The sequence below is a fragment of the Desulfobaculum sp. SPO524 genome, assembly GCF_044987625.1.
Lineage (GTDB): Bacteria > Desulfobacterota > Desulfovibrionia > Desulfovibrionales > Desulfovibrionaceae > Desulfobaculum.
On the sequence record NZ_JBJDSB010000001.1, the window covers coordinates 41,245 to 54,049 of the forward strand.

At 60.7% G+C, this 12,805-nt stretch carries 12 protein-coding genes and 3 tRNA genes; 8 read left to right on the plus strand and 7 right to left on the minus strand.

The features are described from left to right. From ACI3L3_RS00195 to ACI3L3_RS00205, 3 genes are all read right to left on the minus strand, one after another. On the minus strand, positions 1-1,761 hold the full coding sequence (locus ACI3L3_RS00195) for a proline--tRNA ligase (protein ID WP_404843079.1): 1,761 nt from the start codon (positions 1,759-1,761) through the stop codon (positions 1-3). Beyond that, on the minus strand, positions 1,762-2,859 hold the full coding sequence (ispG, locus tag ACI3L3_RS00200) for a flavodoxin-dependent (E)-4-hydroxy-3-methylbut-2-enyl-diphosphate synthase (protein ID WP_404843080.1): 1,098 nt from the start codon (positions 2,857-2,859) through the stop codon (positions 1,762-1,764). Positions 2,860-2,969: 110 nt separating this feature from the next. Continuing rightward, positions 2,970-3,686 (minus strand): phosphoadenosine phosphosulfate reductase family protein, encoded by a 717-nt coding sequence (locus ACI3L3_RS00205; protein WP_404843081.1) that lies wholly within the window; start codon positions 3,684-3,686, stop codon positions 2,970-2,972. Positions 3,687-3,863: 177 nt separating this feature from the next. Here ACI3L3_RS00205 and ACI3L3_RS00210 point away from each other — a divergent pair. The 4 genes from ACI3L3_RS00210 (at position 3,864) to ACI3L3_RS00225 (ending at position 4,963) form a co-directional block, all read left to right on the plus strand. Continuing rightward, a tRNA-Arg gene (locus ACI3L3_RS00210) sits at positions 3,864-3,940 on the plus strand. 110 nt (positions 3,941-4,050) lie between these two features. Then, a tRNA-Arg gene (locus ACI3L3_RS00215) sits at positions 4,051-4,127 on the plus strand. A 176-nt stretch (positions 4,128-4,303) separates the two neighbouring features. Beyond that, positions 4,304-4,795: a DUF3124 domain-containing protein gene (locus ACI3L3_RS00220; protein ID WP_404843082.1), complete on the plus strand. Its 492-nt coding sequence runs from the start codon at positions 4,304-4,306 to the stop codon at positions 4,793-4,795. A gap of 91 nt (positions 4,796-4,886) precedes the next feature. Further along, positions 4,887-4,963, plus strand: a tRNA-Arg gene (locus ACI3L3_RS00225). A 27-nt stretch (positions 4,964-4,990) separates the two neighbouring features. On the opposite strand, the gene ACI3L3_RS00230 is transcribed toward ACI3L3_RS00225, so the two are convergent. The 3 genes from ACI3L3_RS00230 to ACI3L3_RS00240 are packed head-to-tail and all read right to left on the minus strand — an operon-like array spanning position 4,991 to position 9,918. Then, positions 4,991-5,974, minus strand: a complete 984-nt coding sequence (locus ACI3L3_RS00230) for a GGDEF domain-containing protein (protein ID WP_404843083.1) — start codon at positions 5,972-5,974, stop codon at positions 4,991-4,993. Continuing rightward, positions 5,971-7,113, minus strand: a complete 1,143-nt coding sequence (locus tag ACI3L3_RS00235) for a B12-binding domain-containing protein (protein ID WP_404843084.1) — start codon at positions 7,111-7,113, stop codon at positions 5,971-5,973. Before ACI3L3_RS00235 ends, ACI3L3_RS00230 begins: the two co-directional genes overlap by 4 nt. A 39-nt stretch (positions 7,114-7,152) precedes the next feature. After that, positions 7,153-9,918: an ABC transporter substrate binding protein gene (locus ACI3L3_RS00240; protein ID WP_404843085.1), complete on the minus strand. Its 2,766-nt coding sequence runs from the start codon at positions 9,916-9,918 to the stop codon at positions 7,153-7,155. A gap of 213 nt (positions 9,919-10,131) precedes the next feature. Between ACI3L3_RS00240 and ACI3L3_RS00245 the strand changes: the two genes are divergently transcribed. After that, the gene (locus ACI3L3_RS00245; protein WP_404843086.1) at positions 10,132-10,956 is read left to right on the plus strand and encodes a tetratricopeptide repeat protein; all 825 of its coding nucleotides are present in this window, start codon (positions 10,132-10,134) and stop codon (positions 10,954-10,956) included. A gap of 46 nt (positions 10,957-11,002) precedes the next feature. After that, complete coding sequence (locus ACI3L3_RS00250; RefSeq protein WP_404843087.1) at positions 11,003-11,221, plus strand: hypothetical protein; 219 nt, start codon at positions 11,003-11,005, stop codon at positions 11,219-11,221. A 96-nt stretch (positions 11,222-11,317) separates the two neighbouring features. Here the strand turns inward: ACI3L3_RS00250 and ACI3L3_RS00255 are convergent, their stop codons facing one another. Next, the gene (locus ACI3L3_RS00255; RefSeq protein WP_404843088.1) at positions 11,318-11,500 is read right to left on the minus strand and encodes a ferredoxin; all 183 of its coding nucleotides are present in this window, start codon (positions 11,498-11,500) and stop codon (positions 11,318-11,320) included. A gap of 310 nt (positions 11,501-11,810) precedes the next feature. Between ACI3L3_RS00255 and ACI3L3_RS00260 the strand changes: the two genes are divergently transcribed. Then, positions 11,811-12,224 carry a response regulator gene (locus ACI3L3_RS00260; protein ID WP_404843089.1) on the plus strand — a complete coding sequence of 138 codons (414 nt, stop codon included), beginning with the start codon at positions 11,811-11,813 and terminating at the stop codon, positions 12,222-12,224. Positions 12,225-12,439: 215 nt separating this feature from the next. Then, positions 12,440-12,730, plus strand: a complete 291-nt coding sequence (locus ACI3L3_RS00265) for a hypothetical protein (protein WP_404843090.1) — start codon at positions 12,440-12,442, stop codon at positions 12,728-12,730. Positions 12,731-12,805 lie beyond the last annotated feature (75 nt).

Consider the following 12,805-nt stretch of genomic DNA (forward strand, 5'->3'; position numbering starts at 1 on the left):
TTATCGATTCCCTTCCGGGCCGTCGGCGGAATCCGCAAGGTTCCAGCCTGCCCAGACTTTCTTGCGCCACAGGCCAAGCTCGCGCTCAAGGTCGGCCACGGGCAGTTCGGACTTTTCACCGGCGCGGCGGTCCTTCACTTCCACGATGCCCTTCTTGAGGCCCTTGCCGCCAACCACAATCTGCATGGGCATGCCCATGAGGTCGGCGTCCTTGAACTTCACGCCGGGACGTTCGTCGCGGTCGTCCAGCAGAACGTCCATACCCCAGCTCCTCAGCATCTCGTAGATTTCCTCGGCCTTGCCCAGAATGTCCTCCTTGCGGGGGTCCAGACACACCACGGTGGCCTCGTAGGGCGCGATGGGCGGCGGGAAGGCGATGCCGTCTTTGTCATGGTTCTGCTCAATGCATGCGGCCACCACGCGGGAAACGCCGATGCCGTAACAACCCATGATCATGGTCTTTTCCTTGCCGTTTTCGTCAAGGAATGTTGCGCCGAGGGATTCGGAATACTTGGTGCCCAGCTTGAACACGTGGCCCACTTCAATACCCTTGGTCAGCTCCAGCGCGCCGCCGCAACGGGGGCAGGGGTCGGACTCGGTAATAACGCGCAGATCCGCAAAGGCGTCCACCTTCACATCACGGGACAGGTCCAGATGCTTGATATGCGTGTCGCCCTTGTTGGCACCGGCAACGTAGTCCGTGCCGCCCTGCAGCTCATTGTCGGCAAGAATGCGGGACACCGTGATGCCCACAGGACCAGCAAATCCAACGGGAGCGCCGGACCACTCGCGAACCTGCTCGGGGCTGGCCATGGCGGGGTCTTCCTGCGCGCCGAGGGCGTTTTTGAGCTTCACTTCGTTGAGCTCGCGGTCGCCGCGCACCAGCACAGCCACAGCTTCGCCGCCCACATCATAGAGCAGCGTCTTGATGATGCGGTCCGGGGTGACGCCAAGGTAGGCCGCCACTTCCTCAACGGTGTGCTGATTCGGGGTTTCCACGTCCTCGATGGCGTCGCAGGTCTCGCCGCACGGCTCGCACGCGGCGCAGACTTCGGCCTTTTCGAGGTTAGCGGCGTAGCCACAGCCATGGCACACGGCAATGGTGTCCTCGCCGGTATCGGCAAAGACCATAAATTCGTGGGAGAAGCTGCCGCCAATGGCGCCGGAGTCGGCCTCAACCGGGCTAAAGCGCAAGCCCATGCGGGCAAAGATACGCTTGTAGGCCTCGAACATGGCCTTGTAGCTCTCGTCCGCGCCGGCGTCGTTGGCGTCGAAGGAGTAGCCGTCCTTCATCATAAATTCGCGGCCACGCATCAGGCCGAAGCGGGGACGGATTTCGTCGCGGAACTTGGTCTGAATCTGGAACACGTTCAGCGGGAGCTGACGATAGGAACGCACCTCGCCGCGCAGCAGGTCGGTGACGACCTCCTCATGCGTGGGGCCGAGGCAGTAATCCCTGCCGTGGCGGTCCTGAAAGCGCAGCAGTTCCTTGCCGTAGAACTCCCAGCGGCCGGATTCCTTCCACAGGTCGCCGGGCTGGACCGTGGGCATGAAAATTTCCTGCGCGCCGGCGCGTTCCATCTCCTCGCGCACAATGGCCTTGACCTTGTTCAGGCTCTTGAGACCAAGGGGGAGAAAGGTATAGATGCCGGAGGTCAGCTTGCGGATCATGCCCGCACGGACCAACAGTTTATGGCTTATGACCTCGGCGTCCGCCGGGGCGTCCTTCAACGTAGGGACGTACATTCTGCTCAGGCGCATTCAGTTTTCCTCGTTTCGTCGTTCTAAAAGAAATGTGTCCAATTCCTCAAGGAAGGCCGGGACGAGATGCTCATCGCCCTTCACCTTGCGGATGACCTTGCCCTTGCGGAAGATGATGCCGAGACCACGGCCACCGGCAATGCCGATGTCCGCCTCCCGGGCCTCGCCGGGTCCATTGACCACGCATCCCATGACGGCCACGGTAAACACCTCGGTCACGGCGCGCAGGTGGCGCTCCACCTCACCGGCAAGGCCGACGAGGTCGATTTCCGTGCGCCCGCACGTGGGGCAGGAGACAATCTCCGGCCCGCGCGCCCGCAGCCCGAGGGAGCGCAGAATCTCCCACGCCACGCCCATTTCATCCACGGGGTCGCCCGTGACGGAAACGCGCATGGTGTCGCCAATGCCCTCGGCCAGCAAAATGCCAAGGCCAACGGATGACTTCACCGTGGCACGGGTCAGTGTTCCGGCTTCGGTTACGCCAATGTGCAGCGGATAGTCGCAGCGCTGCGCCAGCAGGCGATAGGCCGCGATGGTGTTCAGGACCGACGAGGACTTCAGGGAAATCTTCGTATCGAAAAAGTCGCGCTCTTCCAGCAGGCGAACATGACCAAGGGCGCTTTCGACCATGGCCTCCGGCGTGGGGCCGCCATACTTGCGCAGCAGGGGCTTTTCCACGGAGCCGGAATTCACGCCGATGCGGATGGGCACTCCGGCAGCCTTGGCCGCGCGGACCACGCTGTCCACCGCCTGTTCGTCCCCGATGTTTCCGGGATTGATGCGCAGGGCGTCCACCCCGGCATCCACGGCGGCCAGCGCCAGCCTGTGGTCAAAGTGAATATCGGCCACCAGCGGCACCACGGCGCGTTTTTTAATCTCCACCAGCGCGCGGGCGGCGTCATCGTCCAGCACGGCAAGCCGGACAATCTCGCACCCAGCGGCGGCCAGTTCGTCAATCTGTCTGGCAGTGGCGTCAATATCGCGTGTGTCCGTGTTGGTCATGCTCTGTACCACAACGGGGTGCCCCCCGCCGATGGGCACATTGCCCACACGGATAACGCGCGACGAACGCCGCGCGGACAGGATTGTGTTTTCCATGCTTCAGCGCCTCCTTGGAAGCGTACACTTGTTATACGATTTCCATCCACAAGCCAAGAGCGCCCGCGGAGCAGCGAATCCTTGGCCGCAATGGAAAAACAGCGCCACAGCTAGAAATACCCCAGACTGTGCAACACTTCCAGATTCCTTTCCTTTTCCGTATCGCGCCCCGCGCGCTCCGGGGCGGCGGCATCCGCGCGGGCCGTGCAGGGCACGCAGCCAAGGGAGCGGTAGCCGTCCGCATACAGGGAGCAATACGGCAAACCCCGGTCCATGATATACGCCCACACGTCCATCTCCGTAAAATGCAGGACGGGGTGCGCCAGCACATGGTCCGGATTCTGGCGCGCCTCACAACTAGGGCGCGCCGCGCGGGAGGGGTGCTCGTCCGCGCGCACGCCGGACAGCACAAGGTCCACACCCTGCTCGCGGATAGTGCGGCCTAGGGGAACGACTTTGAGGTCACGGCAGCAGGCCACTTTATCCTGCGCCAGCGGGTAGGCGGCAAGGTCCACGTCCGGGCGCGCCACGGTGAGGTCCAGCCCCCACGCGGCGGCGACGTCATCGCGCAGGGCCACCACTTCGGGGAACTTGCACCCTGTATCTATAGATAATGCACGGGGGGTGACGGACGGGGCCACCGCGCCAAGGCACTCGCGCCACAGGGCGAGGGCCACGGTGGAGTCTTTGCCCGCCGTCCACGCCACGGCAATGCGCGTAGGATCAAACGTTTCGGCCAGCTGGGTCATAAAGCTGATGGCCGAGGCAACCTTCTCATCCAGCGTCTTGGCAGACGCCTCAAGCTGCGGTAGGGTTTGGTGTGTCATGGAAGCTCTCCTTCGCGCCTGCTCTGCCGAGCCTGCGCGGGGGTGCAATACCGCACCACCAAAGCCCCTGACAAGCGTCGCCACTCAAATGAATTCCGACTGGCCGGGATTTTTTTCCAAAAAAGTGCTTGACGGTGGAGGCCGGAAACCATAAACACCTTTTCGCGCCAACGACGTGGGCCCGTAGCTCAGCTGGATAGAGTGCCTGGCTACGAACCAGTAGGTCGCAGGTTCGAATCCTGCCGGGCCCACCACGTAAGTACAGCCCTGAAGCACATGCTTCAGGGCTTTTTCTTTTCCTTTCCCAAAAAGTGCTTGACGCTGAAGGCTGAAAACCATAAACACCTTCCCGCGCCAACGATGTGGGCCCGTAGCTCAGCTGGATAGAGTGCCTGGCTACGAACCAGTAGGTCGCAGGTTCGAATCCTGCCGGGCCCACCACGCAAGTACAGCCCTGAAGCATATGCTTCAGGGCTTTTTCGTTGCCCTCCAGTCCCCCTCGCGCCGAAGCGCCCCCCTCCCCAAAACTTTTCCCCACTCCATCATGACAACCGCGCCAAGCATTGCTACTGTGACTCTACTTTATCCGGTTCAACCGCAGACACAGTGAGGCAGCCATGCGTTTCCGCTCCGGCTTCATGACTTTTGCCCTTGTGGCGCTTTGCGTTCTTTTCACGGCTTCCGCCTTTGCCGCCGAGCGGCTGGGGGCCAGCAAGGGGCAGAGCGTGTATGTTCCCGTTTACTCCCACGTGTACCACGGCGCAAAAAACCGCGCGGTACAGATGACCACCATGGTCAGCATCCGCAACACCAACCGGCGCGAGGATATCACCCTCACCGCCGTGCGCTACTACGACACCAAGGGCCACCTTGTGCGCTCCTACGTGCGGGAACCCATCGTCATTCCGTCCATGGCGACGCAGGAATTCATCGTCAGCCTCAAGGACACAACCGGCGGGTCCGGGGCCAACTTCATTGTGGAGTGGGAAGCCGCAACGCGCGTCTCCAACCCTGTGGTGGAGGCGCTGATGCTTAGTACGGAATCCAGCCTCGGGATTTCCTTCGTGCGGCCGGGGCGCATCCTCTCGGAAAAGGACGCCGTGCGGTAGCGGATTTTTCAGACAGCTTGCGGAATTTTTTCAAAAAAGTGCTTGACGGTAACGGCTGAAAACCATAGACACGTTTTCGCGCCAACGACGTGGGCCCGTAGCTCAGCTGGATAGAGTGCCTGGCTACGAACCAGTAGGTCGCAGGTTCGAATCCTGCCGGGCCCACCACGTAAGTACAGCCCTGAAGCATATGCTTCAGGGCTTTTTTGTTGCGCCTGATGTCGGCCCCGTGCCCTGCTCCATCACCACGCGGTTACGTCCTCTCGTCTTTGCTGTATACAGCGCCTCGTCCGCACGGCGGACCATGGACCCTCTATCATCGCCCTGCTTATACGACGAAACGCCAAAGCTCGCCGTCACGCGGCGGGATTCGCCGGGGATGACTTCGCTCGCCTCCAAGGCCTCACGAACCCGGCTGGCAAAGGCGTAGCCGTCCGAAGCATCACAGTGTGGCAACGCCACCACAAATTCCTCCCCGCCAAAACGCCCGGCCAAATCCTCCCGGCGGCACCCAGCCGCCAGAATTCCCGCCACATGGCGGAGCACCACATCGCCGACATCATGGCCGTAGGTGTCGTTGATGGACTTAAAGTGGTCGATGTCCATCATGACCACCGACAGCGCAACCCCCTGCCGCGCCGCCTGCGCCAGCAGGCTTTCCAAATACTCAAAAAACGCCCTGCGGTTGGCAAGACCCGTCAATTCATCCGTCCGGCTGAGTTTTTCAATCTTGGCGTTGGCGGCCTCCAGCTCGCGGTTTTTCGAGGCCATCTCGCGGCTGATGTTCACGAGATCCCCGGTCAACAGCGCAAGATTCTCCAGCGTTTTGCGCTCCGCACTGCCCACAAACTCCCCAAGCAGCAAAAAACCACCGTCCACAGCAAACAGCACCACACGAAACAGCCGCGTGTCGCCATGAAACCGGCACAACGCAGGCAGAGACAAAGTGGGCGGAATGGAAGGGACCAGCTCGACAGGTTCACCGCCGGGCATACAGAACACCTCCTCAAGAGGCTGCCCCGCAAGCGGCTGATGGGAGCCAGACGCGCGGCGAAAGCCATCGCTGCACTCCACAATGCGCTCCGATGCGTCAATGAACGCAAAAAGCATGGTTTCCGACGCGTCGCAGAACTGGTGCACAACGTCACTGTTCCTGCGCCACGCCTCAAACAGCGTCACTGTTCTCCCTCGCGCCACCAGCGTCTGGCGCACTCCACGGCCTGTATGCAGTCCTGTGTGTAGGCGTCCGCACCCATCGCCTCCGCGATGGATTCATCCCAGCCAAAGGCCTGCCCGCCAACCATAATGCGGCACTCCGCAAGCTCCGGCATAGCCCGCACGTCCTGTATCAACTGATAAATACTGCGGAAATTGAACGGCGTGGTCATGGAAATGGCGATAATATCGGGCTGCTCCGCCCGCGCCATGCGGATAAGCGCTTCATGCGGGGTGTTGGCGCCAAGGTACAACACGTTCCATCCGTCGTACTCCAAACAGCTTGAGACCATCCATGCCCCGATTTCATGAAATTCGTTGGGCGAGGCCGTTACCAGCACCTTGCCGCGCACCTTGGGCACATAGATGCCATCCACAAACAACGACGCCAGCGTCCGCGCGGTGAGGGTAGAGGCCAAATGTTCCTGCGCCACAGTCACCTTTCCCTCGGCCCACATCTCCCCAACGGTATAGAGCGCGGGCTGTACCACGTGCAGATAAAACGGTCCCGGCTCCAGCCCGCCCACAGCCTCGCGCCCAATGGCGATACAGCGCGGACTGTCCGCCGTCAGCAGGCATTCCAAAAATTCCTCATACACCGACTGCCACGCACCGGGAAGCTCCGGCGTCCAGGGCGTTGCCGCCTCGGCCAGACGAATCACATCGTCGTGTTTGTCCAGCAGCCAGTCATAATACGCCACTATTTCGCGAGCCTGCTCCTGCCCAAGGGTTTCGGCAATAACCGTGCGCCACGCTTCAAGTTCCACCCGAAAATACTCATACGCAAAGCCCTGCCCCGAGTACGCCCGGTAGACCCACGGCATCATATTCACCAGCAACGTTGTCGCGCGGAGCAGAAACACATCCGCCATAAACGCGCCGTGATGGCGGTGGTTGTCATGCATCATACTCACAGGTGCCGACCCAATAAGCAGACCAAGGTCATCACGCTGACCAAAAGACCGGCTTACCGCTTCCGCCATACGCGGCGACTGCCGCAGATATTCCTCCACGACTGCAGGTGGCACATGGGGCAGCCCCTTCGATTCCTCAACCAACTGCGACATCGTCTTTTTCCACCACTCACCTGCTCCGGAAATCATAAGCGTCCCCCTTGCATGCCATCACACATGCCGCGCGTTTCAGTGGGCCGCACGCCCGCTGCCAACATCCTCGTGTTGCGTCTTTCCTTCGTCCACACGGCATGCATCGCCGTAGGGCAAACGGATGACAAACCTCGCCCCTTTTTCGCTGGCGGCTGGCTCCACATAAAATTCACCGCCATGGTTCTGCGTCACAATAAAATACGACACGGACAAGCCAAGGCCCGTCCCCTCCCCGGGGTCGCGCGTAGTGAAGAATGGTTCAAACACCCTCCGCCGGTCCGCCTCGGGCACCCCCGGTCCGTTGTCCTCGACCTCCACCACCACGTAGCCCCCCTCGAGCCGCGTGGTCAGGCGGAGCGTCCCTTCCTCGCCCTCGCGCACTGTCTCCTGCACGGCCTGTACGGCGTTGCGCAACACATTGAGAAGCACCTGCTCAAGCTCCGCACGGTTGCAGGGCACACACAGGGCCGAGGCGTCAAACTCCCGCTCAATGCGCACGCCGGAAAGCAGGTCCGTCTGCTTCTGCCGCATTTCCGCCGCCAGCAGGTCCATGGCCCTGTCCACGCACTCCGTAATGCGGCACGGCTCGCGCCCGCCGTCTACGGAATCGCTAAACTCCAACATATTGCGGACAATGCTCGCCGCCCGCGTCCCGGCTTGACGGATGCCCATCAGCATCCTGTCTATCCCCCGGCGCTCCAAATACTGCCGCACAGCATCAAGGTTGACGCCCACCTCGCCCGCGACCTGCGTATTGGACGGGAGCGATTCGGAAAACCGGCGCTCAATGTTCTGCACACTTTGCAGTACCGCACCGAGGGGATTGTTCAATTCATGCGCCATACCTGCCGCAAGACCGCCAAGGGAGAGCATCTTTTCATTTTGGGTCATCAGTTCGCGCATGCGGCGCATTTCGGTAACGTCGCGGACGATGGCCTGCACGTAATTCACGTTATCCACCACAAAGCCAGACAGGGACACCTCCGCATCGAACATGGTCCCATCGGCCCGCCTATGACGCCACTCAAACACGCGGCTGTGGCCCTGCTCCGCCGCCTCCAACAACTCCGCCGCCTGCTCTGAGGATAGCCCCCCTCCGGGCTGGACACGGGGCGAAAAATCACTCGGCGTTGTGCCAAGTATTTCCTTGCGCGATACGCCCATCAACTCCTCACAGCTTGGATTGCAGTCCCACAGCCGCCCGCCCCGCAGGATGACAATGCCATCGTGCGCGGCCTCGAAAAGCAGGCGGTAGCGGCCTTCACTCTCGCGCAGGGCGCGCTCCGCCGCGCGGCGCTCGGTAACGTCATCACCAAAGCCGACAACCTCCAGCAATTCACCAGTCGGCGCAAAGCGGTTCATGGACGTCCACATAATGGTGCGGGTGGTCCCATCCTTCGCCGTGAGGTCCATCTCGTAGCCGGAGACATCCAGCCCTTGCATCTCGCTGAACAGCTTTTCCACCTGCGCGTAGCTTTCGCCGGGATAGAAGGTGGTCCACCAGTTGCGCCCCACAAGCTCCTCCTGGTGGTAGCCTGTCGCGGCCTCGCCAAAGGGGTTGAGAAATGTCGTCTCGCCGTCTGCGGTGACGCCGCAGATAATGGCCGGGGTCTTCTCGATAATGCGCGCGGAGCGGTCACGCTCGGCCTCCAGCGCCCGGCGGGAGCGGTACAGCGACACAAGCACTCCGCCAAAGCCCACCACAAGGACAAACAGCGCCGCAAATGCGCCGCCAAACAGCATCACCGTCACAGGGCGAAAACGCATGCCCTTGTCGTCCCCGCCGAGGACCTCGCTCCCCGGTGGAAGCGCTTCGGCGTTGATGCCATGCTGTTCCATCTCGCCCTGATCAAAAAGGAAACGGGCGTGGCCCTCGTGCTGTACAGGGATGTCCTCCACAGCATCGCCGGACAGAATCCGCGCGGCCATAAGCCCCGCCCTGCGGCCTTGGTCAAATCCGCTCACACACTTGCCGCCCATCACGCCCGCACCAATGAACCACTCCGTGCGGCTGAAGACCGGCACCGAACAGGCCTGCAGCACATCATGCAACCTGTCCTCGGAGATGTAGTCCCCCAGCATATCCCGCCAGAAGGAGATGAGGAAGACAAAGGAATCCTGCGGCAGGCTCGACAGCTTGCGCAGCAAGTCATCTGACATAAAGTCCCGCAGGACGATAACCGCGAGGTCCGGATGCTTCAGCGCCATTATATCCCGAAAGCGCGCAAGGTTAATCTCGCCCGTCGTGGTCCGGTCCGCCACCACGTAGACGGTGTCGGTCTGCGGCCACAGCGTTCTGGCCACCTTGATGTTTTCGGCAAAGTCGCCGCGCTCAATCACCCCTGTCACCCCGGACTGCCCCCGAAGCATACCGCGCGAGAACCCATTCACCCCGCAAAAGACAATGGGCGCATCGGGAAAAAGCTCGCGCCGGTACTGCAAGGCAAATTCAAGGGCGATATTGTCCGACGTCAGCACCACATCAAACCGTGTTTTGCGGTACTTGCGCTGATAGGCCGCAAACAGCGCGTGCTGATAGGCAGGCGTGCTGTCGCGCTTGGCGTCCATATATTCCACGGAGATATCAACATCGGCGTAATCGCCCAGCACAGCCTCATATCCGCGCTGGATATTGTCGGTCCACACCGAAGGGTGATAGGAGTGAAGGGTCAGAACATTCCGCCGGCCGGCGGACTCCTGCGCAGCGCCCAAAGCGGGGCACAACAGCGCGCCGCAGGCAACCAGCCCCAAAACAAACAGCCCAAAAGGAACACGCGCCACGCGCAACGTGTTTGGATTCATGGATTACTGCCTCCACAGCAAGCGCAACGCCAGCTCACGATAGACTCGTCGAAATGACATAAGAATCGATACATACACGCTATCGCAAAGCCGATAATTCGACAATACTCCTCACCGCAAAGAGCGTTGCCATCAGGGTGTCTCTGGGATACAGACTGTCGCCGCAGCGGCCGGCACGGCAGGCGACCAAACCGCATCAGCCGAGGAAAGGTCATGCTCCAAGGCCAACAAGGTACCCCGTTTCAGCGTGTCCGGCGCAACATCGCCCGCGCCTCCCACGCCCTGCAGAAAGAGGACTACACAAAGGCTATTGCCGCCGCCAAAACCGCGTTCCAAACCGTGCCCAAGTGCCGCAACCTCTACGGGCAGCAAAAGATTGAGCTCAAATTCATGCTGGAGGACTTTTGCGGCACATTCAGCACCAACCCCGGCATTCTGGACATTCTGGCCAAGATGCACATGCGCGTCAGGCCGTACATCAAGTACGACGGCAACCCGGCCCTTATCGTCAACCGGCTGGATATTCTGCAAACCCGCATCGAAGACCTGGAGCGCGAAAAGGAAGAGCAAACCCGCGCCGCCATGGACCAAAAACGGCAGGAATATCTGGCGCATGCCGAGGAATACTTCCGCACCGGAGAAACCCCGCGCGCCAAGTCCTACCTGCGGCGGGTGGTGGATGAATACGGCGACACGCCCGGCGTCATCACCGATGTGGGCAAACGCATGCTGGACGCCGAACTGTTTGTGGAGGCCGCAGAGATACTGGAGGACAGCCGCGCCCGCTTCCCCAGCGACGCCGCCGCCTATCAGCATTGCGTCAACGCCTATCTGGGCATGCAGGAATACGCCAAGGCGGAAACCGTCTACAAGGACGCCCTGCGCCAGTTCGGCAACCATCCCCGCACGCTGCTGAACCTGAGTAAGCTCTACCTCGCATGGCGCAAGCGCGACGACGCCTACGAGTACGCCCGCCGCGCTCTGGAGGCCGACCCGGGGCTGGACGAAGCGCGTAAAATTATGGAAAAGACCGAGTAACCAAGCCCACACCACCATTACCAAATCAGCAGGATACACGACGCTTATGGACCTGAAAGCAAGCATCGCCCGCGCGTGGCGCACCGCACGTGACGACGAACGAGACATGGTAGTCGGCAAGGAAGGCGACAGCGGTTGGATTATCCTGCCGCTGGAGGATTCGCGCTCCGACATGATGCGCCCCAGCATCATCGTAACGCCAAACGGCCTGCGCTATCCCGAGGACCACGACAGGGTGGCGGAATTCGTCGCGCAGGGGGAGTAGCCCGCGCCACGTCCCAACACTCGCGCACCATCTTTACAGCACATGAAAAAGGCCGGTTTCCCCGGCCTTTTTCATGACAGACGTAACAATCCGCTCCTACTCCTGCGAAATGGCCTCCGCAGGGCAGGAATCAATGGCTTCTTCCACACATTCGTCCGTGCTGTCGGGCTTTATGACGATGGCCTTCTCTCCATCATCATCCATTTTGAAGACATCAGGACAGATTTCCACGCAAGACTCGCAACCCATGCATGCTTCTTCATCAATGACAACAGCCATATGCAATGCCTCCATATGTTTGGAATAGACGTTCCTTCTTCTTACAACCTTCTCCAAACATTTGACCAGTAAAATTTGAAAGACACTGCCCCTTTCACCCTGTACGCTCAATAACGCCTGCGACGCGCCACTTTTTCGGGGACGCCCTGCTCGTTACGCACGCATGCGCACTTCCCGCATCCGCAACGGACCGCCTTGGTTTAACAAACCCTCTTGACAGGTTATTTCCCGCCTCATACGATGGCCCATCCATCTGTACTCGACAGCGGCGTAGTATGCTCTTTTCCCATTGAATAAACAGGCAGTTGCAATGCACATTCTTCTGGTTGAGGACGAATGCATCACACGCGAAAGCGCGCGGCTTACTCTTGAAGACGAGGGGCATACCGTCACGGCCGTGGAAAATGGCATGCTGGCCCTTGAGGCCGCCCACGCGGCGGTCTTTGATGTCATCCTTATGGACATCAAGATGCCCGTCATGGACGGCATAGAGGCCGCCACCCACATCCGCCGGGATGCCGGCGAGCGGTACTGTCCGCCCATCATCGCCGTCACCGCCTTTGCGCGGCACGACATCAGCAGGCAGAACAAAGCCGGCTTTGCGGGGTACCTCATCAAACCCTACACAAAATACGACCTTATCCACGCCGTCCAATCCTCTGCCCCAGTCAACGACTATCCGCCCGCGGCAGCCCCGCACTCCCTCTGCACCAATTCCAAATAGCCCCTCCCTCCTGCACCCAAGCCACCGCAACAGGCGCACCTTTTTCGAGGACACAATGCCTGCACCCGTTTGCGGCGCGCTCTCGCTCAGTGTACAGGGTGCGTGGCCTCCGCACATCGCCCTTTTCCCTGCGCGCCGGGGCTAAAGCTCCCCGCGCAATTGCCGATAGAGCAGATAAGGCGTTGTTTTCGTCTTGCAAACGGGGAGGGACGAGCATGTCCAATTTCAGCATCAGCAACGCGGCATCCAAGATGGCGCGGCAGACTTTTGGCGCACAGGTTGTTTCCAAAACGCTGGATTACATGAACCAATCCGGGTCCTCCTCCCCCAACCCTCTCGCCCCCGTGGACAAGACGACCTTCGGGGCACAGGTCGTCACCAAGACCCTCGACTTCATGAACGCAAAGCCCTTTGGCGGAGGAAGCAACTCGGACTATGATTTCCAAAAGGATGTCCTGCAGGCGGCAACCGTCGGCAAGGGCACCGTCTTTAATACCAACACCTAGTCCGACGCACACCGGATGAAAAGAACGCCCCATCATGAGCACCCCGCCCCGGCGGGGTGTTCGTCGTATTTACAA